General features: G+C 67.2%; 22 protein-coding genes. 8 read left to right on the forward strand and 14 right to left on the reverse strand.

All coding sequences use genetic code 11. The features are described 5' to 3' along the window. Nucleotide 1 precedes the first annotated feature (1 nt). Nucleotides 2-994, reverse strand: a complete 993-nt coding sequence (locus BN4346_RS44210) for a stage II sporulation protein M (protein WP_067976596.1) — start codon at nucleotides 992-994, stop codon at nucleotides 2-4. Nucleotides 995-1,051: 57 nt separating this feature from the next. Between BN4346_RS44210 and BN4346_RS44215 the strand changes: the two genes are divergently transcribed. Next, nucleotides 1,052-1,873, forward strand: coding sequence for an RDD family protein (locus BN4346_RS44215; RefSeq protein WP_067976597.1), 822 nt, complete (start codon nucleotides 1,052-1,054; stop codon nucleotides 1,871-1,873). Here the strand turns inward: BN4346_RS44215 and BN4346_RS49250 are convergent. Further along, nucleotides 1,870-2,085 carry a PIN domain-containing protein gene (locus BN4346_RS49250; RefSeq protein ID WP_235653787.1) on the reverse strand — a complete coding sequence of 72 codons (216 nt, stop codon included), beginning with the start codon at nucleotides 2,083-2,085 and terminating at the stop codon, nucleotides 1,870-1,872. The two genes, BN4346_RS44215 and BN4346_RS49250, sit on opposite strands and share 4 nt — an antisense overlap. A gap of 189 nt (nucleotides 2,086-2,274) precedes the next feature. Between BN4346_RS49250 and BN4346_RS44225 the strand changes: the two genes are divergently transcribed. After that, the gene (locus tag BN4346_RS44225) at nucleotides 2,275-3,081 is read left to right on the forward strand and encodes a PadR family transcriptional regulator (RefSeq protein WP_067976599.1); all 807 of its coding nucleotides are present in this window, start codon (nucleotides 2,275-2,277) and stop codon (nucleotides 3,079-3,081) included. A gap of 3 nt (nucleotides 3,082-3,084) precedes the next feature. On the opposite strand, the gene BN4346_RS44230 is transcribed toward BN4346_RS44225, so the two are convergent. From BN4346_RS44230 to glpK, 3 genes are read right to left on the reverse strand one after another with little or no spacing between them, the layout of a single operon-like run. Beyond that, nucleotides 3,085-3,666, reverse strand: a complete 582-nt coding sequence (locus tag BN4346_RS44230; RefSeq protein ID WP_235653788.1) for an HNH endonuclease family protein — start codon at nucleotides 3,664-3,666, stop codon at nucleotides 3,085-3,087. Then, nucleotides 3,644-3,799, reverse strand: coding sequence for a hypothetical protein (locus BN4346_RS49255; protein WP_235653789.1), 156 nt, complete (start codon nucleotides 3,797-3,799; stop codon nucleotides 3,644-3,646). The genes BN4346_RS44230 and BN4346_RS49255 overlap by 23 nt, the downstream gene beginning before the upstream one ends. A gap of 2 nt (nucleotides 3,800-3,801) precedes the next feature. Then, nucleotides 3,802-5,319 carry a glycerol kinase GlpK gene (gene glpK, locus BN4346_RS44235; RefSeq protein WP_067976601.1) on the reverse strand — a complete coding sequence of 506 codons (1,518 nt, stop codon included), beginning with the start codon at nucleotides 5,317-5,319 and terminating at the stop codon, nucleotides 3,802-3,804. A 294-nt stretch (nucleotides 5,320-5,613) separates the two neighbouring features. On the opposite strand from glpK, the gene BN4346_RS44240 reads away from it, so the two are divergent. Together BN4346_RS44240 and BN4346_RS47445 are read left to right on the forward strand one after the other, a co-directional pair. Beyond that, nucleotides 5,614-6,939 (forward strand): hypothetical protein, encoded by a 1,326-nt coding sequence (locus BN4346_RS44240; RefSeq protein ID WP_067976603.1) that lies wholly within the window; start codon nucleotides 5,614-5,616, stop codon nucleotides 6,937-6,939. Then, nucleotides 6,905-7,453 carry a hypothetical protein gene (locus BN4346_RS47445; protein WP_067976604.1) on the forward strand — a complete coding sequence of 183 codons (549 nt, stop codon included), beginning with the start codon at nucleotides 6,905-6,907 and terminating at the stop codon, nucleotides 7,451-7,453. The genes BN4346_RS44240 and BN4346_RS47445 overlap by 35 nt, the downstream gene beginning before the upstream one ends. 20 nt (nucleotides 7,454-7,473) lie before the next feature. Here BN4346_RS47445 and egtE read toward each other — a convergent pair whose 3' ends face one another. From egtE to BN4346_RS44290, 8 genes are all read right to left on the reverse strand, one after another. Beyond that, nucleotides 7,474-8,556, reverse strand: coding sequence for an ergothioneine biosynthesis PLP-dependent enzyme EgtE (gene egtE / locus BN4346_RS44250; protein WP_067976606.1), 1,083 nt, complete (start codon nucleotides 8,554-8,556; stop codon nucleotides 7,474-7,476). Beyond that, nucleotides 8,553-9,518: an L-histidine N(alpha)-methyltransferase gene (egtD, locus tag BN4346_RS44255; RefSeq protein WP_067976608.1), complete on the reverse strand. Its 966-nt coding sequence runs from the start codon at nucleotides 9,516-9,518 to the stop codon at nucleotides 8,553-8,555. Before egtD ends, egtE begins: the two co-directional genes overlap by 4 nt. Then, nucleotides 9,515-10,216, reverse strand: coding sequence for an ergothioneine biosynthesis protein EgtC (egtC, locus tag BN4346_RS44260; protein WP_067976609.1), 702 nt, complete (start codon nucleotides 10,214-10,216; stop codon nucleotides 9,515-9,517). Before egtC ends, egtD begins: the two co-directional genes overlap by 4 nt. Next, on the reverse strand, nucleotides 10,216-11,505 hold the full coding sequence (gene egtB, locus BN4346_RS44265; RefSeq protein ID WP_067976611.1) for an ergothioneine biosynthesis protein EgtB: 1,290 nt from the start codon (nucleotides 11,503-11,505) through the stop codon (nucleotides 10,216-10,218). The genes egtC and egtB overlap by 1 nt, the downstream gene beginning before the upstream one ends. Next, nucleotides 11,502-12,788 carry an ergothioneine biosynthesis glutamate--cysteine ligase EgtA gene (egtA, locus tag BN4346_RS44270; RefSeq protein ID WP_067976613.1) on the reverse strand — a complete coding sequence of 429 codons (1,287 nt, stop codon included), beginning with the start codon at nucleotides 12,786-12,788 and terminating at the stop codon, nucleotides 11,502-11,504. Before egtA ends, egtB begins: the two co-directional genes overlap by 4 nt. A 64-nt stretch (nucleotides 12,789-12,852) precedes the next feature. Further along, nucleotides 12,853-13,485 carry a sensor domain-containing protein gene (locus tag BN4346_RS44275; RefSeq protein WP_407695162.1) on the reverse strand — a complete coding sequence of 211 codons (633 nt, stop codon included), beginning with the start codon at nucleotides 13,483-13,485 and terminating at the stop codon, nucleotides 12,853-12,855. Between the two features lie 22 nt (nucleotides 13,486-13,507). Next, complete coding sequence (locus BN4346_RS44280) at nucleotides 13,508-14,956, reverse strand: catalase (protein WP_067976617.1); 1,449 nt, start codon at nucleotides 14,954-14,956, stop codon at nucleotides 13,508-13,510. A gap of 567 nt (nucleotides 14,957-15,523) precedes the next feature. Next, nucleotides 15,524-15,853 (reverse strand): hypothetical protein, encoded by a 330-nt coding sequence (locus BN4346_RS44290; protein ID WP_067976619.1) that lies wholly within the window; start codon nucleotides 15,851-15,853, stop codon nucleotides 15,524-15,526. A gap of 189 nt (nucleotides 15,854-16,042) precedes the next feature. Between BN4346_RS44290 and BN4346_RS47885 the strand changes: the two genes are divergently transcribed. The 4 genes from BN4346_RS47885 (at nucleotide 16,043) to BN4346_RS44305 (ending at nucleotide 18,959) form a co-directional block, all read left to right on the forward strand. Beyond that, entirely contained in the window at nucleotides 16,043-16,279 is a 237-nt protein-coding gene (locus BN4346_RS47885) for a hypothetical protein (RefSeq protein WP_167666268.1), read from the forward strand. Nucleotides 16,280-16,290: 11 nt separating this feature from the next. Next, on the forward strand, nucleotides 16,291-16,833 hold the full coding sequence (locus BN4346_RS44295; RefSeq protein WP_067976621.1) for a hypothetical protein: 543 nt from the start codon (nucleotides 16,291-16,293) through the stop codon (nucleotides 16,831-16,833). A gap of 204 nt (nucleotides 16,834-17,037) precedes the next feature. Then, on the forward strand, nucleotides 17,038-17,295 hold the full coding sequence (locus tag BN4346_RS44300) for a hypothetical protein (RefSeq protein ID WP_154677673.1): 258 nt from the start codon (nucleotides 17,038-17,040) through the stop codon (nucleotides 17,293-17,295). Between the two features lie 170 nt (nucleotides 17,296-17,465). Beyond that, nucleotides 17,466-18,959, forward strand: coding sequence for an ATP-binding protein (locus BN4346_RS44305; RefSeq protein WP_235653790.1), 1,494 nt, complete (start codon nucleotides 17,466-17,468; stop codon nucleotides 18,957-18,959). A 270-nt stretch (nucleotides 18,960-19,229) separates the two neighbouring features. Here BN4346_RS44305 and BN4346_RS44310 read toward each other — a convergent pair whose 3' ends face one another. Then, a complete protein-coding gene (locus tag BN4346_RS44310; RefSeq protein ID WP_067976625.1) occupies nucleotides 19,230-19,730 on the reverse strand; it encodes a hypothetical protein in 501 nt (166 codons plus the stop codon). Between the last annotated feature and the right edge of the window lies 1 nt (nucleotide 19,731).

Here is a 19,731-nt window from a genome sequence, read left to right on the forward strand (position 1 = left end):
TCTAGCCGGTGGGGACGATGTCGGGGGCATCGGCGATGTCGCCGGTCTCGTCGGCGGCCACCGCCTTGCGCCCGAAGTGCACCACATAGGCCAGAAACGCCGCCTCCACCACCACACCGACGCCGATCCGCAGCCACGTCGGCAGCGATGACGGAGTCACCACCGCCTCGATCAGCCCGGCAACGGCGAACACCGCGACCAACCCCACCGCGACCGCGACGACGGCCCGGCCCTGCTCGGCGAGCACCTGTCCGCGGGGTCGATCGCCCGGTGCTATCACCGTCCAGCCCAGGCGCATCCCCGCCGCGCCGGCCAGGAACACCGCCGTCAGCTCCAGCAGTCCGTGCGGGGCAAGCAATCCCAGCATGAAACCGCCCCGCCCGGCGTGGAACATCAGCCCGAGCCCCAATCCGACGTTGGCCGCGTTGGAAAGCAACAGCGCCGGAATCGGCAGGCCCAGCAGCACCGAGAACGCGATGGCGCGGGCGGCCACCCAGGCGTTGTTCACCCAGACCTGCAGCGCAAAGGACCCGGCCGGGTGATCGCTGTAGTAGGCGGCGAAGTCGTGGTTGACCAACCGGTCGATCTCCGTCGGGGTGCCGATCACCGCCTGCACGTCGGGATTGCCGGCCACCCAGCAGGCGATCACCGCCGAGACCGCCAGGAACACCAGGGCGGTGCCCAGCCACCACCGCCAGGCGCGGTAGGCGACCACCGGAAACGACACCGTCACGAACCGGACGAACTCCGAGGCCAACGGTGCGTGCGCACCGGTGACGGCGGCACGCGCCCGCGCTACCAGGGCGGAAAGTCGGCCGATGAGCGCGGCATCCGAGGAGGACGAGCGCACCACCGAAAGATGGGTGGACACCCGCTGGTAGAGGTCGACCAGTTCGTCGAGCTCTGCACCGGTGAGCCGCCGCCGGTTCTTGGCCAGCGACTCCAGCCGATCCCAGGTCGGTCGATGGATCAGCACGAAGGCGTCGACATCCACGTTGCCGAGCCTAGCGAGCGCCTCGCTGACACCGGTCCGGCGAGTAGCGTCTGAGCTATGTCGAACCGCAGCCCCGAGCTGGTGACCGGCGACGCCGTCGTCCTCGACATCGCGATCGCGCAGCTGCCGGTGCGCGCGGTCAGCGCGCTGATCGACATCACCGTCGTGATGGTGGGTTACCTGTGCGCGGTTGTGCTGTGGGCCACCACCCTGGGCCGGTTCGACGACGCGTTGACCACGGCAATCATGATCATCTTCGCCGTGCTGCTCCTGGTCGGTTACCCGGTCACCATGGAGACCGTTACCCGGGGCCGGTCGCTGGGCAAGATGGCAATGGGACTGCGGGTGGTTTCCGACGACGGCGGCCCGGAACGCTTCCGGCAGGCGCTCTTTCGGGCGCTGGCCTCCGTTATCGAGATCTGGGCCTTGACCGGCAGCCCGGCGGTGATCTGCAGTCTGCTGTCACCGCGCGGAAAACGCCTGGGCGACATCTTCGCCGGCACGGTGGTGATCAGCGAACGCGCGCCGGCTTCGACGCCGCCGCCCATGATGCCGCCGGGGCTGGCCTGGTGGGCGTCGACGTTGCAATTGTCCGGACTGCGCGCCGAATCGGCTGAGCTGGCAAGGCAATTCCTCGGTCGGGCCGCACAGCTCGACCCGCATACCCGGCAGATGATGGCCTACCGGATCTCCGGCGACGTGCTGGCGCACATCTCGCCGCCACCGCCGCCGGATGCCCCGCCCGAGTTGGTGTTGGCCGCGGTGCTGGCCGAACGGCATCAGCGCGAGCTGGCGCGGTTTCAGGTCGCGCCGCCCGGCCCCTATTTCCCGCCGCCGCCGGCGCCGTGGCCGACCGGTGGTTTCGCCCCGCCGGGCTAGGGCTGCACTGACAGTTGTTCGACCACGACGCCCATCGCCTCGTACGTGGAACGCGCCCGCGCATCCCTGGTGGCCAGCGGGGCCATGTGCTCCCGAGAAAACGTGCGGGCCGCGCGAGCCGAAAGCGCCAGCGGTTGGGTGAAGTTCTCATCGATCGAGAGCACGGCGTCTGCTGCGGATAGCCGCGCGTCACCGGGCTGACGGGTCAGCACCGCATACGTTTCCGCCAGGCTGTGCGCGGTCAGGCATCACGTCCGGTCGCGTGCCCACGCGGCAACCTGCTCGTGGTGCCTATGGCCGGCGATCAGCAGACAACCCCCTTGCGTGACGATAGTTCCCGATATATCGTCAACGTATCGGAAGTGATGGTCGCTTCCGTTTCCAGAGCAATGAGGTGGCGAATGAACAACCCCTTTGGTCCGCCCGGCGGACCCTTCTCAGACGATGCCGAACACCACGTCGGTTTCGGCTTCGGCCCCGCGACGCCGCATCAGCGCCGCGCCGTACACATCGCGCGCCGGCAGGCCCGGCGCGAGTTTCGCCGGCAGCTGCGCGATCAGGCCGTCGCCGACCACTGCGGGCCGTTAGGCTTCGGTCCCGGCCATGAGGGCGGCGGCCCCGAGTTCGGTCCCGATTTCCGGCGCGGATTCGGTTCGGGCTTCGGACCTGGCTTCGGACCTGGCTTCGGTCCCGGCTTCGGCTTCGGCCCGGGCGGTCCCGGCTTCGGCTTCGGTCCGGGCGGGCACCGTGGACACCGGCGTGGCAATCGTGGCCGGCGCGGCGACGTGCGGCTCGCCATCCTGGCCTTGCTCGCCGAGGGCCCGATGCACGGCTACGAGATCATTCAGCAGATCGCCGAACGCAGCCAAGGGCTGTGGCGCCCCAGCCCCGGATCGGTCTACCCGACCTTGCAGATGCTGGTCGATGAGGGTCTGATCAGCGGCAGCGAAACCGACGGCAAGAAGCGGCTTTTCGAGCTGACCGAAGAAGGTCGCGGGGTCGCCGAGACGGTGGAGACCCCACCGTGGGAGCAGATCGCCGACGGCGCCGACCCGGGGCAGATCAACCTGCGCACCGCGGCCGGCCAACTGTTCGGTGCCGTTGCGCAGGCCGGCCAGGCGGCCACGCCCGAGCAGCAGCAGCGCATCGTCGACATCGTCAACGGCGCCCGCAAGGAGATCTACGGGATACTTGGGGAAACCGAGTAAGTGTCAACAGTGGCGAAGGACCCGATGCATCGCGGTCTTCTCGTTGGATGAAACCCACAGTCCGTAAGCGGTTTTGACCGCGATCTGACGGGCTACGAATTCGCATTCGAACGCGGCGTTCGCCGGCAGCCAGCCGGCGGCGTCGCGGAATGCTTTGTCGAAGTTGGCTTGGGCGCTGACCGCGAGCAGGTTGCGCGGGTCGTTGGCGAAATCGCGGCGGCGCCGCTCGTCCCAGGTCCGCGCCCCCTTGTACCAGGCGTCGGCCAACGACACGAGGTGGTCGACCTGCACGGCCTCGGACGTCTCCGGGCCACGCACAAAGGCGATGGTCTCTCCGGAGTACGGGTCGTGCAGGACGCCGCGCTGCACCAGGCAGGTGCCCCGTCGCAGTTCGACCTGGTCCAGGTCGCGGCGCAGGATGTCGTCGCGGGTATTGCAGCCGTTGTGGCCGAATTCGACGTCGACATCGTCGCTCCACCGCTCGCCGAACCGGTAGCGCTTGAAGTCCTTCTCGCGATCCCAGCCCTTGACCGGCAGCGCTTCGAGCATGCGGCGGGCGTCGTCATAGCCAGGATCCAACGGCACGGCGCTCGACGTCGGCGGGGGCCAGGGCGGCGAGGGGCCCCCACCCGGCCTGCTGCCACCACGCCCAACCGACGGCGGCCACCACGACCAGCGCGACCAGCGCGCCGGGCAGCACCCGCTTGCGTGCGGCCATGCTCAGGGCAGCTCGACCCAGTCCAGCGTGCGCTGCACGGCTTTTCGCCACCCGGCATGGCCTTCGGCACGCTGCTCATCTGACCAGTTCGGGGTCCAGCGTCTGTCCTCGCGCCAATTGGCGCGAAGTTCGTCGGGCCCCTTCCAGAACCCGACGCCCAGTCCGGCCGCATAGGCCGCGCCGAGCGCGGTGGTTTCGGGCACGACCGGCTTGACCACGTCGACCCCGAGCACGTCGGCCTGGATCTGCATACACAGGTCGTTGGCGGTGATACCGCCGTCCACCTTCAAAACACCAAGGTGCACACCGGAATCGGCTTCCATCGCCTCGGCCACATCCCGGCTCTGGTAGCAGATCGCCTCCAACGTGGCCCGGGCCAGATGTGCGTTGGTGTTGAAGCGGGACAACCCCACGATCGCGCCGCGGGCATCCGAACGCCAGTACGGCGCGAACAATCCGGAAAACGCCGGCACGAAGTACATCCCGCCGTTGTCGGAGACCTGGCGGGCAAGGCTCTCGACCTGCGTGGCTCCGCTGATGATGCCCAGCTGGTCGCGCAACCACTGCACCGCCGAACCGGTGACCGCGATCGAGCCCTCCAGCGCATACACGGGTTTGGCGTCGCCGAACTGGTAGCAGACCGTGGTCAACAATCCGTTGTTGGAGCGGACGATCTGCTCACCGGTGTTGAGCAGCAAGAAGTTTCCGGTGCCGTAGGTGTTCTTCGCTTCGCCCGCCGACAAACACACCTGGCCGACCATGGCGCTCTGCTGGTCGCCCAGAATGCCGGCGATCGGCACCTCGCCGCGCAACGGCCCGGTGCTCGCGGTGACCGCGTGCCGGCGTCGTGTCGACGACGCCGTGATGCGCGGCAACATGGTCCGCGGGATCGAGAACAGGGCCAGCAGTTCGTCGTCCCAGTCCAGGGTCTCGAGGTCCATCAGCATGGTGCGGCTGGCGTTGGTGACGTCGGTCAGGTGCACACCGCCGCGCGGCCCCCCGGTCAGGTTCCACAGCACCCAGCTGTCGCAGGTGCCGAACAGTGCGTCGCCACGTTCGGCATCGGCCCGCACCCCCGCGACGTTGTCCAGAATCCACTGCAGCTTGCCGCCGGAGAAATAGGTGGCCGGCGGCAGGCCCGCCTTGCGCCGGATCACCTCACCGTGGCCGTCGCGCTCCAGGGCCGCCGCGATGGCGTCGGTTCGGGTGTCCTGCCAGACGATCGCGTTGTGGTAGGGCTGACCGGTCTTGCGGTTCCACACCACCGTCGTTTCGCGCTGGTTGGCGATACCCAGCGCCGCCAGGTCCGAAGCGTGCAGCTTGGTGGTGTTGAGCGCCGAGACCAGCACCGCCGCGGTGTGGTTCCACAATTCGAACGGATCGTGTTCCACCCAGCCGGCTCGCGGCAGGATCTGTTCGTGTTCGAGCTGATGACGGCCCACCTCCGCACCGTCATGGTCGAAGATGATGCAGCGAGTGCTGGTGGTGCCCTGGTCGATCGACGCGACGAAATCGGCCAAGTCTGACTCCTGTCCATACCGGTGCCGGTCGGTGCCGCGTCCATCATGGCCTACCTGGTCCGATCGGGTGGCGCTACCCGACAGGATCGCGACGCCTTGGATGGGTCAGTCCACAAAATTAGACATTCTTCACGAACCCATCAGACGGCATTTATTCACTCCGACGCATATTTCGATGTATTGCGAGTAGATGTCGTAATGGTGAACAAACGGTGTCGGAACGCCGCCGATGTCTGTGCCCCCGCAAGCCGCCGCGGCCGACCGCGTGCAGGTCAGAACTGAATCGGAGGAGCAATGGACGTCGTCCTCGGTGTGGCACTTGCGTCGAGCGCACCCACCACCATCCACACCGTGCTGGTCTGCGGAGAACGCGGCGACGGCGTCACGCTGGAGGAGCTCAGCATTGACGTGCCCACCGACGACTCCGTCGAATTCGCCGCCGTCGACGCGTTGATCGCGGCGATCCTGCGGGCCCGCGACGCTGCGGATTCTGCTGGCCTGCAACTGATCTCGACCGGCGTGACGGTGACCGATCCGCTCGACGCGGCAGCGCTGAGTTCGCGACTCTCCAGCGGCGCCCTCGAAGGGATGGCGAACGTAGCCCTGGTGTCGCCGGTGCTGGCGGCGGCAAGCCTGGCCCACAATCTGGGCCAAACGGTTGGCTGCGACCAGATGGGACTGCTGTCCGTGGAGGCGGCGACGGCGACACTGGCCATGGTCGACTGCACCGACGGCACCATCACCCGGATCTTTCGGCAAGCCCTCGATGACGGCTACGCCACCGTCGCAGTCGACACGGTCGCCGAACGGCTCAACGCCGCCGACACCGCTCCGGACGGCCTGTTCCTGATCTGCGCCGAGGGCGATTCAACCGCGCTCCGGCCGCAACTGGAGGCGACGGTAGACCACGAGGTGTGTGAGCCCGCCGAACCGCGCGCCGCCCTGGCCCGCGGAGCGGCACTGGCGTCTGCCCGCCTGGTAGGCGTCGACGCGGAATCGCCCGCGCTGGCCTACACGCAAGAACCCACGTCTGGTGCGCTCGGACCCTGCTACTACGACATCCCCGGTTTTGACGCCGACGATCTCGCCTACAGTGCCGTCGCCGACGAAGACGCCGCAGCGCCTACCGAAATCTTCGAACCGGTAGGGCACCCACCGCGCCGTCCGCTGTTGGTTGCCAGTGCGGCATTGGCGTCTGCCGCATTCGCCGCAGCCTCGGCACTGATGGTCTCCATGACGCTGGACATCACGCCCAACCTGGTCGCGTTGCGGCCGGATCTGGGCCGAGCGCTGACCATTCCGCACCTGGCCCCGAACCTTCAGGTGCCCGCCACGGAGCCGTTCGGGGGGGAACCGCCGGTGATGGGGCAGACCCCAGCGGACTCCACACCACTTCCGTCGTTGAACTTCCCGTCGGCGCCCGACTTGCCGGCCGCGGTGCCGGTGAGCGCCCCGGCGCCCGGTCTGCCGGCACCACTGCCGGTGGCGGCCGGGGCAAGCAGCGGCCCGCTGTTTGTTCCCGCACCGATCTTCGGTCCGCCGCTGCCTGCCACCCGAAATCCCGGTGATCAAGCCCAATCCTCCAGTGGTCAACCCGAACCCACCGGTCGTCAAGCCTGAGGTCCCGGTGATCAACCCGAACCCCCCGGTGGTGAAACTGCCGGATCCACCGGTGCAGGTCCCGGACCTTCCCGCCGTCAACCCCAACCCGGGCATTCAGCTGCCTGAGCTGCCGGTCAAGGTTCCCGATGCACCCGCCGTCAACCCCAACCCGGGCATCCAACTGCCGAGTCTGCCAATCCAGCTACCGAATTCGGGCCCGCCGGCCGGACTTCCGGCTCCCCAGGCACCGTCGCTGCCGTCATTCACCGCACCCCAGGCGCCGTCGCTGCCCTCGTTCACCGCGCCCCAGGCGCCGTCGCTGCCCTCGCTGCCGGCACCGAGCGCGCCCTCCATGCCCAACCTGGGTGGTGGCATGTTCGGGGGCGGCAAGCCCGGCGGAATCTTCGGCGGCGGAGGCAACCCCGGTGGTGGACTGTTCGGCGGCGGAGGATCCCGCGGCGGTGGACTCTTCGGCGGCGGGGGCGGCCTATTCGGCGGTGGCCTGTTCGGCGGCGGCTTGTTCGGCCACTAGCGTTTGCCGAGGACACCCTTTTATCCACCGCGCGGCGCATCGGCCAACGCCGCAGCGAGCACGTCCAAATCTGCTTCGGTGGTGTCGACGTGCGGTGAGATCCGCAGCACCGGCACGGTCAGCTCCAACGGCGCGCGTTCGACTCCGGCTGCGGTGGTGACGATCCCGTGCTCGGCGATCAGCCACGCCCGCACGACCACCGGATCGATGCCGGCCGGCGGGGCCAAGGTGGTGATGGCGCTCGGCTCGTCGAGCGGTTCGACCACCCGCCAGCCGGGTAGCCGAGCCAGCACCCGCCGGCTCCGGGCACCCACGCCGGCCAGCGCGGCCCGAACCGCTGCCGGCCTGGCCGCCAGATGTTCCCCCAGCGCCACGGAGAAGCCTACCTGGGCAGCCACATTCACGTCACCGGCCGCCGGTCCCGAGGACGCCAGTTCCGCCAAGGCCGGCCGTACTGCCAGCGCCCCGACACCGCGCGGCCCGGCAAGCCACTTGCGCGATGAGGAATAGACGGCGGCGGCGCCCACCGCGCAGTCGATCTGGCCCAGTGCCTGCGCCGCGTCGACCACCATCGGGACATCGAACGCGCGGCAGATGTCCGCCATCTGCGCCAAGGGCTGCACCAGGCCGCGGTGACTGCCGACCGGGGTCAGGTGCACCAGGCTCGGCGGGTCGGCGGCGAGTGCGCTCGCCGCCTCGTCGAGCACCAAGCGGCCGGTGTGGTCCACCGGCAGCGCCCGCCGGCTGAACCCGTGCACCGCCATCACCGCCAGATTCGGGCCGTATTCACCGGGCAGGCAGGCCAGGGTGCGCTGCGCGCCCGGCCATCGGGACAGCAGGAGGTCCAGTGCATTTCGCGAGCCGGTAGTAAACACCACGTCGGCATCGGCCATGCCGGTCAATACGGCGAAGGCCGCCCGGCCGGCGTCGAGCACCGGTGCGGCCGCCTCGGCGGCAACGTAGCCACCGACCTCGGCTTCGTGACGGGCATGGCAGGCTGCGGCATCTAGCGCCGCATGGCTCTGCCGTGAGCAGGCTGCGCTGTCCAGGTGCAGCCCCGCGACCGGGGGGCGCGCAGCGCGCCAGCTGTCGGCGAGGCTCATTTGATGGCGAGCGACACGCCGAAATCGCCTGCCGCGTCGGTCCACCACCGTCGGCGGCGCAGTCCCGCGGCGGCCAGCTCGCCGGCCACCTGCTCGGCCCGGAATTTGCAGGACACCTCGGTCAGCATCTCCTCTCCGGCCGCGAAGTCGACAGCCAGGTCCAAGGCCCCCACTGTGACGTGCTGACGGCTGCGGGCGCGCAACCACATCTCCATGCGCTGCTCCGCCGAATTCCACCGCGCCACATGGGCGAACGCGTCCAGGTCGAAGTCAGCATCAAGCTCACGGTTGACCACCGCGAGCACGTTGCGGTTGAACGCCGCGGTCACCCCGGCCGCGTCGTCGTAGGCGCGCACCAGCCTGCCGGTGTCCTTGACCAGATCGGTGCCCAACAGCAGGCCGTCACCGTCGTGCATGACCGCGGCGAGGTCGGCCAGGAAGTCCGCACGCGGGCCCGGCGTCAGGTTGCCAATGGTCGATCCCAGAAACACGAACAGTCGTCTGCCACCGTCGGGGATCTGCGCCAGGTGGTGCTCGAAATCGCCGCAGACGGCCTGCACTTGCACGCCGGGATAGTCCCGGGCGATCGCCTCCCCCGCCGTCTCCAGCACTCCGGCGTCGACGTCAAAGGGGATGAATCGGCGCAACAACCCAGCGTCCTGCAGTGCGTCCAGCAGCATCCGGGTCTTCTCCGAGGTGCCGCTGCCCAGTTCGACCAGGGTGTCCGCGCCCGACAGCGCCGCCACCTCGGCGGAGTGCGTGCGCAGGATCTGCGCCTCGGCGCGGGTCGGGTAGTACTCGGGCAGCCGGGTGATCTGGTCGAACAGCTCACTGCCAGTGTCGTCGTAGAACCACTTGGGCGGTAAAGACTTCGGATGCTGGGCCAGCCCGTGGCGGACGTCGGCCCGCAGTGCGGATCGAGCCGCGTCGGCGGCCAGGTGATTGGCAATAGATACCGTCATCGGAGGTCACCCAGGGCCGTGACGTACACCTCGCCATCGTGCGTTTCCACCAGGTGCTTGTCTGGAATATCCACCCAGCGCGGGTCGTCGTCGTAGGGCTCACTGGCCAGCACCACACCATCGGCACCGTGCAACATCGACAAAGTGTCTCCCCAGGTCGTCGCCAACATACGGGAACCGTTGGCGGCCAATATGTTCAGCCGGGCTTGCGGATCGGCCGCACCGATCTCGGCGATCACCTCGCCCAACGATTCCACCCCGCGGGCGAAGATCGCTGCGGCCAGGACGGCACTGTCACAGACCGATTCGGCACGATCGATGGCGGTCAGAACCTCACGGTTCACCACGCCGTTGTGCGACAGCAGCCAACTGCCGTCAGTGAACGGCGCGGTGGCGCTGGCCTCGATAGGCATCCCGACAGTCGCCGAACGCACCGCGGCCACCACGCAGTGGCTGGCGAGTACCGGGGCGACCGAGGCGAACGACCCATCGCTCCACAGTGGTGCCGCACTGCGCCACCGTCGCGGCGCGTCGCCCTGGGAGGCATCGAAAAACCCTGCGCCCCAACCGTCGGCGTTGAGCAACCCGTGCTGCTGTCGGCGCGGGGCATAGGACTGCACCAGCAGGCCCTGCGGCGGCTCCAGCATCAACTGGGCCAATGACCGCGGCTTGCCCAGCCAGCCCAGGTGTCGGCACATCAGGCGTCCCAGGCCAGTCGGACGCCGGCAAAGATCTGCCGCCGGTACGGGTGGTCCCAGTTGCGGAAGCTCGGCCGCAGGATCTCCCGGGCAACCGCCCACGACCCGCCGCGCAGCACCCGGTAGTCGCCACCGAAGAACGGCTCCGAATAGCGTTGGTAGATCATCGGAGAAAAGCCCGGCCACGGTTGCAGGGGCGAACTGGTCCACTCCCAGACATCGCCGAGAAGTTGTTGCGCGCCATAGGCCGATGCCCCGTCCGGGTAGGCCCCGACCGGCGCCGGTCGCAGCGCCACACCGTCGAGGTTAGCCACTTCGGCCGACGGGTCGGCGCCGCCCCAGGGGTAGCGGCGTCGCGCGCCGGCGGCCGGATCCCAGGCGCAGGCCTTCTCCCATTCGATCTCGGTGGGCAGCCGGGCCCCGGCCCATGTCGCGTAGGCCTGCGCCTCGAAGTAGCTGACGTGCTGCACCGGCTCGTCGCCGGGAAGGGCCTCGACGTGGCCGAACCGGATTCGAGATCGATGGTCGGGGCCCCAGAACTCCGGCGCCGTCAACCCGGCTTGCACGCAGTGGCGCCAACCCCGTTCGCTCCACCACTGAGGCTGCCGGTAGCCGCCGTCGTCGATGAACTCCCGCCATTCGCGGTTGGTCACCGGCACCCGGCCGATCCGGAACGCCGCCACATCGACGCGGTGCGCGGGGCGCTCGTTGTCCAGCGAGAAGGGCTCGTCGGTTGCGTCGACGCCCAGCATGAATTCACCGCCCGGTACCAACACCGAGGTTCCTGCCAGGTCGGGCTGCCCGGCGGGCAGGCGGTCACCGGCACCGAGCAGCGGCGGGCCGGCACGTAGGTTCAGCGCCTGCAGCATGGTCTCGTCGTGCTGGTGTTCATGGCTGAGCACCAGGCCGAACACGAATCCGTCCGTGCGATCCCCTGCGTCACCCGGCAGGGACCCCAGCTTGTCGAAAACCTTGGAACGCACGGTGGCGCAATACTTCCGGGCCTGTTCGGGCGCCAACAACGGTAGGGCGACGCGGCTGGCCCGTGGGTGGGTGAAGGCGTCGTAGAGGCCCTCGACATCCGCGGACAGCATGCCTGGGCGCGCCGGGTCCCCGTCGCGCAGCAGCCACAGCTCCTCCTGCTGACCGATATGGGCCAGGTCCCACACCAGCGGGCTCATCAGCGGGTCGTACTGGCGGTGCAGCTCGGCGTCGTCGAAATCGACGAGCGCCAGCGTGCGCTGCCGCGCCCGGGTCAGATTGCGGGCCAATATTTCGGACGTGGTCATGACTGGCGGCGCGCCATTCGGGTCACCATCGCCGCGGTGCCGGCCCGGGTCACCTCGTCGGTGACATCGTCGGCCGGGCAGCGGCCGCGTTCGACCATGCCGGCCAGCCGATCGATCCCGTCGCGCAGGGATGCCGGGGCCCGGTCGGCGACCAGCCCAATGCAGTGCCGGGCGGCCGCATGCAGCCGCGGGTCGGCCAGGCCGATCCGGGCGGCGACGTCCCAGGCGGTAGCGACGGGTGCGACGGCATCGGCAGCGCTGTCGGCGGCGAGCGGGTCGTCGAGCAGGGTGGCCAGGGTGAATACCAGTGCCGGCCAGAGGGTGTCGTCGACGCTGTCGAGGTAGCGGATCTCCAGCCATCCGCGCGGGCGCACCGGAGGAAACAGTGTGGTCAGGTGGTAATCAAGATCTTTAATGCCGGCGCGGCGATCGCCGAGCAGCACCCGTCCGTCGGCCCAGGCGGCGAACGGCACGTAGCGGCTGACCGGAATCGCTTCGGGCGTGTGCACCAGCATGACGGGCGCTTTGAGCGCGTACCGCGCCCAGTCGGTGACGGGGTCGGTGCCGTCAAGGCCGAGGATGGGGCCGCAGCGCGCCGAGTCCAGTCGGCTCCACACCCGCTGCCGGGTGGAAAGCCAGCCGGAGAACTCCCCGGCCAGCAGCGGAGAGTTCGCGGCGATGGCGACCATCGTCGGGCCCAGCGCGTGAGCCAACCGGACTCGGTCTGCCCAACCGGAACGCGGACCGGCATCCAGATTGAGCTGGACCGACGCCGTCGACGTCATCATCGCCGCACCGGCCGAACCGGTGTGGCTGGCGGCGAAGAACTGCTCCATCGCCGCGTAGCGCTCGCCGGGGTTGACCCGCTCCGTGGGCCGCAGCGGGTCGGCGCCCAGCTGCACCAGACCCAGCCCGGCGGCGGCGAAAGCCGCCCGCAACACCGCCTGGTCGGCCACCATCGCTTCGATCGCGGAAAGTGCGTCGGTCAGCGGCGGGCCGGAGAGCTCCACAGCGCCGCCGGGTTCGACCGTGACGACACCGCCGCCCGGCAAGGCCGGCAGGGACTGCAGCACGTCACCGATCTCCGCCCAGCCCGGCCGGCGGTGCGGGTCGGTCGGGTCGAAGCAGTGCGCCTCGACCTCCAAACCCACCCGGCCGTGCGGGGCATCAGTGAGGCAACGTTGGGTGATGTAGTCGGCGGCGTCGGCGGCACCGGCCAGCTCGGGGCCGCCCAGGCAAGCTTCATCTCCGCGGGACAATTGCGTCGCCGCGGCGAATCCCATATCAACCCCTCCGCCCGTCGATCTTCCCGACGCTACCGGAGACCACCGACAAGTGAACCGCTGATTACTGACCTAGGGAGTTCTGCATCGCCCCTGCCAGCACGTTCACCGCCGGGCCGGCGTTACCGGACTGGCAGACCTTGGCTTGCAACACCACGTTCGCCCGCAGCCGGGTCTGGTTGAAGCAGCGCCGGTCGGTGCCGGCCTCCTGCTTCGTCCAGGCCGCGTCCGTAGCCGTGGCCGGCCCGCCGCTGAACTCCCAGACCTGGGTGGCTCCGTTATCCAGATGCATCGCGGTGGTGCGGCCCGGGCAGCCACCGGTCCGGTCGACGACACGGTGGAACGCCGCGGCGGCAGCATCGTTGGTGGCGAACACCCCCACCGCCTGCTTGACGAAGTGGCCCTGATCGGTGGCTGAGGTCTGGGTGACGGCGCTGTTGAACGACGCCAGGTCGGGATCGTTGTAGACCTCGGGCAGGCCGATGTCGGCCCAGTTGTTGCAGGCCGGATCGTCGACCCAGAAGGCCTGAAACGGCACACCGGAGACCGCTTCGAAGCCCATCGGGGCCCCGACGATGTTGCCGACCGAGCCCTTTGGCAGCACCGCGTAGGAGACCACGCCCGGTTCGGACGGTCCAGCGGCGGCGAGCGGAGCGACCGCTGCGCCGGCAGCAGCCAATCCCAGTCCCGCCAACAGGGTTGCGGCGGCCCGCCGGCCGTCAGGCAATGTTGGCCCGCACCCCGGCCTCCACCGCGCGACCCAGATCAGGGTCGACGTTGTGCCAGTATTCGAACACCCGGGACAGCACCGGTTCGGTGACGCCGGCCGACACATGTCCAACAATGTTGGCGGCCAACCGTTTCCGCGCGTCGTCATCGAGGACATCGCGAACCAGGGTCCGGGCCTGACTGAAGTCGTCGTCGTCGGAGCGCAGTGTGTAGGCGGCGCGCACCATGTCCCCGTCGGCGTGCCAGCGAACTTCGGCGGAACGGGCCGGATCGGCCTTGGGACCGCCCATCGAGTTCGGCGCATACACCGGGTCCGTCGCGTTGACGAACCGCATGGCACCATCCTTGGAATAGCTGCGCACGTCGGATTTCGGTGCGTTGACCGGCAATTGGCTGTAGTTGGTCCCGATCCGGGCCCGGTGCGCGTCGGCGTAGGAGAAGCCCCGCGCCAGCAGCATCTTGTCCGGACTCAAACCGGTACCGGGCACCATGTTGTTGGGCTGGAACGCGGCCTGCTCGATCTCACTGTGATAGTCGCTGACATTGCGATCCAGGGTCAACCTGCCGACGTCGATCAGCGGATAGTCGGCGTGCGGCCATACCTTGGTGAGATCAAACGGGTTGTAGCGGTAGGTCTTTGCTTCCTCAAACGGCATGATCTGCATCTTCAGCGTCCAACTCGGATATTCCCCGCGCTCGATCGCCTCGTACAGGTCCCGCTGGTGATAGTCGGCATCGACGCCGGCCAACCGGTCGGCCTCCTCCTGAGCAAGAAACTCCACGCCCTGGTCGCTGATGAAGTGGTACTTGACCCAGAAGATCTCCCCGGCGGCGTTGATCCAGCTATAGGTGTGACTGGAGTAGCCGTTCATGTGACGCCAGTTCTTCGGAATGCCCCGGTCCCCCATCAGCCAGGTGACCTGGTGCGCCGACTCCGGCGTGAGACTCCAGAAGTCCCACTGCATATTGTGGTCGCGCAGGTTGCTGGCCGCGCGACGCTTCTGGGAGCGGATGAAGTGCTGGAACTTCAGCGGGTCACGCATGAAGAAGACCGGGGTGTTGTTGCCGACCAGGTCGAAGTTGCCCTCAGAGGTGTAGAACTTCGTCGCGAAACCGCGGGGGTCCCGCCAGGTGTCGGGGCTGCCCCGCTCGCCGGCGACGGTGGAGAACCTGGTCAGTGTCTCGGTCTTGGCGCCCGGCGCAAACACCGCGGCCCTGGTGTATTTGGTGACGTCCGCGGTGACCTCGAAGTGCCCGAACGCCCCACCGCCCTTGGCGTGCGGCTGACGTTCCGGGGTGCGCTCCCGGTTGAACATCGCCATCTGCTCGATCAGGTAATGGTCTTGCAACAGGAGGGGGCCGTCCGGGCCGATCGTCAGCGATTCGCCGTCGCTGGGCGCCGGGATTCCGGCATCGGTAGTGGTGTGATGCTCGGTCATCTGCTTGTCTCCTCTTGTTTTCAAGAGCTATTGACTCAACGCGTCTGACTCAAACCGCCGGCGAGTGTGCGGTTTCCCCGGCCCGACATGACAAGTCGCCGAGGAAACCGCACACTCGGCGGCTTTCGAAGGATCAGCGGTGCGGTGGTGCCGACGGCGGAGCTGGTGGTGGCGACGCGGGCGGACCACCGGGGCCGCCGGGCCCGCCGGGCCCGTTACCCGGGCCGGCCGGTCGGAAACCCGGCCACTCCGGTTCCTCACCAGGGCCTGCGGGTCCGAACCCAGGGCCGCCGGGCCCGAAGCCGGGGCCCATCGGCGGACCGTGATGCATCATGCACGGCCCATGGTGATGATGCCCGTACCAACCACCGTCGCTGAGGTAGACACCGGTGCCGAAGATGACCGCGGCGACGAAGACCGTTCCGGCGATGATCACCACCCAGGCCGCGGCCCGTCTCCTATACCCATCTCCGAGCCCACGAGACAGGTAACCCGGTCCGGCCCAGAACGCCCCCGGCCGCCGCCCTTCGGGAGGGGCGGCGGCCGGTTGTTCGTGGCCGGACCGGGTTACCGGCCGGCTGGGGATGGTGGGGCTTGGGTGGTGACCGAGGGTGGCAGTTCACCGGGCCCCCGACTGTCCGGTCCGAACTCCATCGGCCCCGGGCCGTGGTGGTGGACCTTGTGGAACATGGCGTGGTGGCCGTGGTGTCCGTGGTGGCAGTGGTGTCCACCCGGGCCGCCCCCGCTGAGCCAGACGCCGGCAAAGAAGATCGACGAGACGATGAAGACGATTCCGGCGACGATGGCGACCCAGGCCGCGAGCCGGTAGAGCCAGTAGGGCTTGGGCTCACCCGGCGGTGCGGGTGGGGTGGTTGTGGTGTTAGGTGTTTCGCTCATGTAAGGCATCTTGCCGGGGCGAACTCCAGGGACCGCTAGGTCTTGGCTATGCGTCAGCTATGAACCCGCGCGCCCGATGGGCGGCAGCCCGCGGACCTGGAGAAGCCGAGGTAATCCTATAAATAACGTCAGAAAGTCCAGGGAAAACCCTGTATCCCCACCATGCCTATCGCTCCTAACATCGGTCTGATGACCAGCCACCAGGGCGGAGAACAGCAGGGAAGGGCGCAAATCATGGGGGATCTGCAACGTGTGGCCAGCCTTAGCGTGCTGGCGCTGGGACTAGGGGTCGGGGCCGCGCTGGCAACCACGCCCGGCGTCGCCGTCGCCGGAACACTTCCGGCGACGGCGACGCCGGCGCGCTGGGCTTTGCCGCTGCGCTGGCCGCTGCGGCAAAGCCCGGGATCGGGGCGGCAGGCGCGATAACACTGGCGACCGTGCCCGACGACTACGCGAACTTCGCCATCTCGTTCAGCGGGATCCCGCTGTACCAGTCCGGTACCGCGACAGCAGCGTCGACCTTCGGCAACCTCGTGATCGCCCACGGCGACCAGTCCTATGCCTTAGCGTGGCACGGCTTGTTCAACTATGCCTCCGCCGACGGCGACAGCAGTCTCGCCTACGCCAGAGGCAACGAAACCACCGGAATGTTCAACTCTGCAACCGCAGTGGGCAGCCACAGCGCCGCCGAAGCGGCTCTGGGCGCCAGCGGTGGCAACGGCAACGTAGCCACCACGACCGGCGACTACGCCCACGCCTTCGCGGGCGTCCCCAACGGGATCGGGTCGGAGGATGTTCCCAGCGGCGATTCCAACACAGCTACCGCCGAAGGTCTTCAAGCCTTTGCCTGGGCCAGCTATGACGGCAGCAGCAACAATGTGGCGAGTGCCATCGGGGATCACACCTACGTCGTCACCCCGGTTCCCGACTCCAGCGACGGCACTGACTTCTGGGCCGACCTGTGGCAGCTGTTCAGCTGACCGACCAGGGCTTGAAGGGGTTCACCGCGAACCCGTTCCTGCGCGTTTGGCAACGTTGATACTGCTTGCACGACGCCATCCATGCAGTTCAGTGGTGTTGGTAGCAAACGGGGTGCGCTGAAACTACTGCGGACGCTCTGCGGACGGGACGGGCAGATCGCCAGTCGCTCCTGTCAGTCCACGGACGTAGCCTGAATACTTGTGATGACTGACCATGAGCTTGCTGCTGAGCTGCTTGCCGTGGTGTTCCCTGGCGGGTGCCGGGTTCTCGAGGGCGCGATGGCGGCCGGCGAGGATGTCGCAGCCATCATCGGCCTAGTTGAGCAGGCCGCCCTGCGATCCATTCCTCTTCCCCAGAGCCTCTCGGACGCGGTCGCTGAGTTCGCCGACGATCCAGCACTCGATCCTGACGACATCGCAGCGATCCGAGAAGACCTGGCGACGATAGCCGCCCTGAGCTAGCCCGGCCCCCTGTCGATTCGGGGCTGACCTTTCGGAAGCATTCGCGCGCCGGGATTCAGCGGGCCGGCCACTCCATGAACTTGTAGAGGGCTAATCCGCACACACTGTGGACGGGGCCAGTAGTTCATCGCATTTTGGACGGCCGGTTCATCGATGGCAGAGTCTGAGATGTGCATTTGTCGACGATGGGCCAACCCGAGTTTGAGCAGTTGGTGGGCGCACTGGCGGAGCAGACGACTGAGTGTGGATGGCTGGAGTTCAAGGAGAACAACACCGACGCGGTGGAGGTCGGTGAGTACGTTTCGGCGCTAGCCAACGCAGCGGCATTAGTTGGACAAGAGCGCGCCTACATCGTTTGGGGAGTCCAAAACTCAACTCATGAGGCGGTCGGAACAACATTCGATCCAATGAAGGACAAGGCGCGCGGAAATGAGGACTACATCCCTTGGCTCTGTCGCTACCTCACGCCGCAGCCCGAGATGACGGTTCACACGGGTGAGATCAATGGCAATCGCATCGTCATCCTCGAGATTCATGCTGCTGTACACCAGCCTGTGCAGTTCAAAGGCGAGGAATTCATCCGCGTCGGGAGTTACAAGAAAAGACTCAAGGACTACGGCACGCTTGAGCGACAGCTGTGGAAGAACCTTGATGAGACTCCGTTCGAGCATCGCCTCGCGAAAGATGGCCTAAGCGCCACTGACGCACTGAATCTCATCGACTACACCTCGTACTTCGAACTGCAGCACAAGAATGTCCCTCCAGACTCGGAGCCGATCCTCGACGCCCTACTCGCTGACCGAGTGCTCGTGCGTCACGAGTCTGGCCGGGTTGCCATCACCAACCTTGGTGCGCTCCTGTTCGCCAAGAGCCTCGCAGACTTCCCCTCCTTGGAGCGCAAAGCGGCACGCGTCATTAAGTACAGGGGCAACAACAAGGCGGTTGCAGAGCGTGAGCAAGAGGGGACGAAGGGCTACGCGAGCGGCTTCCAGGGCTTGATTGGATACATTGGCGCATTGGTTCCGCGCAACGAGGTAATCGGAAAAGCCCTGCGCGAGGTGGTGCCGATGTACCCCGAGATCGCTATCCGCGAGCTGGTGGCCAACGCGTTGATCCATCAGGATCTAGCGGTCACGGGCGCTGCCCCCTTAATCGAGATCTACGACGGTCGCATCGAAATCACCAATCCAGGGACTCCGCTGGTGGATGCCACCAGATTTATCGATACTCCGCCGCTGTCACGCAACGAAAAGCTGGCCACCATGATGCGCAGATGTCACCTGTGTGAGGAACGTGGAAGCGGCTGGGATCGAGTTGCCGTCGAGATCGAGGTGCATCAGCTTCCAGCGCCTCTGGTTCGCGTGACTGGAAACCACACCAGTGTCGTCATGTACGAACACAAGCCGCTGCGCAGCATGGACAAGGAAGACCGCATTCGGGCGGTCTACGTGCACACATGCTTGAAGTACGTATCTGGGGAGCGGACTACCAACACATCCGTCAGGCAGCGGTTCGGCCTGAAAGACAGCGAGTCATCGACAGCGAGCGCATACATCCGTGAAGCCCAGGAGGCTGGCTGGATCGTGGCCCACGACCCCGACGCAGGCAGGAAGTTCATGCAGTACGTTCCTGCGTGGGCGAAAGCCATTGAGTCTCCGCTGTGACCGTGCACTGCGACTCGCAAACAAGATAGATCTGAAAAAGAAACCAGCAGGTCAGTCCTGGTTTTCTCCAGAATTGCAAGATAGATGCTAAATAAGGGAGTCGGGGCGTTACGCGAACGCTGCTCCACCTGTCGTGCTGCGGGAGCGCGTGGGCTCTCCGAGCTGGCGTACAGGCCCAGAGTGGCGCTGACCAGGGGATGAATCCGGCAGGTCGCGTCCAGGCGATCCCAACCCCAGCCTTCCGGCGCCCAGTGACGAGCTACTCGCGCGTTACGTCTTCGCGCCGACGCTCGACACAACCAAGTCGATAAGCTTCTCGAGCTCGGGGCGTGCGTAGCTCGACATGCTGCCGGTCGCGTCGAGGACCACTGATTCATCGTCCCAGTGTGCGGTGGCCTTCAGCTTCACCGTGTAATCCGTCTTCACTACTGGCGGATTGGTCACGTCGACTTCGACGTCGACCTTCCGAATGTCCGACAGCGGCCGAATCCAGCAAGTCGTAGTCGGTGCGCTCGATTCCTGGTCGCCAGGTCGTAGAACCTCGGCTTGGCCGAAAGCCCCGGCTTTGACCCAATAGAACGTATAGAGAACGTCACCGACCGAGCAATGGGCACTCCTAATGCCGAAAAGAGCTTCCTGCGCACCGTCGATCACCGCTGCGAGCGCATGCACGATCGCAAGATGTTGGGCATCTGACAGAGGTCCGTCAAGATCAACGGACCGCTGAATCGCATCCAAGATGGCTTTGATCGGGTTCGACCTTTCGCTCATG

The sequence above is a fragment of the Mycolicibacter icosiumassiliensis genome, from assembly GCF_900078685.2.
In the GTDB taxonomy this organism is placed as follows: Bacteria; Actinomycetota; Actinomycetes; order Mycobacteriales; family Mycobacteriaceae; genus Mycobacterium; species Mycobacterium icosiumassiliensis.

Coding starts and splice junctions, on each gene's coding strand:
- BN4346_RS44215 (WP_067976597.1), top strand. CDS start 1,052: ATGTCGAACCGCAGCCCCGAGCTGGTGACCGGCGACGCCGTCGTCCTC.
- BN4346_RS44225 (WP_067976599.1), top strand. CDS start 2,275: ATGAACAACCCCTTTGGTCCGCCCGGCGGACCCTTCTCAGACGATGCC.
- BN4346_RS49255 (WP_235653789.1), bottom strand. CDS start 3,799: ATGGCCGCACGCAAGCGGGTGCTGCCCGGCGCGCTGGTCGCGCTGGTC.
- BN4346_RS44240 (WP_067976603.1), top strand. CDS start 5,614: ATGGACGTCGTCCTCGGTGTGGCACTTGCGTCGAGCGCACCCACCACC.
- egtE (WP_067976606.1), bottom strand. CDS start 8,556: ATGAGCCTCGCCGACAGCTGGCGCGCTGCGCGCCCCCCGGTCGCGGGG.
- egtD (WP_067976608.1), bottom strand. CDS start 9,518: ATGACGGTATCTATTGCCAATCACCTGGCCGCCGACGCGGCTCGATCC.
- egtC (WP_067976609.1), bottom strand. CDS start 10,216: ATGTGCCGACACCTGGGCTGGCTGGGCAAGCCGCGGTCATTGGCCCAG.
- egtB (WP_067976611.1), bottom strand. CDS start 11,505: ATGACCACGTCCGAAATATTGGCCCGCAATCTGACCCGGGCGCGGCAG.
- egtA (WP_067976613.1), bottom strand. CDS start 12,788: ATGGGATTCGCCGCGGCGACGCAATTGTCCCGCGGAGATGAAGCTTGC.
- BN4346_RS44280 (WP_067976617.1), bottom strand. CDS start 14,956: ATGACCGAGCATCACACCACTACCGATGCCGGAATCCCGGCGCCCAGC.
- BN4346_RS44290 (WP_067976619.1), bottom strand. CDS start 15,853: ATGAGCGAAACACCTAACACCACAACCACCCCACCCGCACCGCCGGGT.
- BN4346_RS47885 (WP_167666268.1), top strand. CDS start 16,043: ATGACCAGCCACCAGGGCGGAGAACAGCAGGGAAGGGCGCAAATCATG.
- BN4346_RS44300 (WP_154677673.1), top strand. CDS start 17,038: ATGACTGACCATGAGCTTGCTGCTGAGCTGCTTGCCGTGGTGTTCCCT.
- BN4346_RS44310 (WP_067976625.1), bottom strand. CDS start 19,730: ATGAGCGAAAGGTCGAACCCGATCAAAGCCATCTTGGATGCGATTCAG.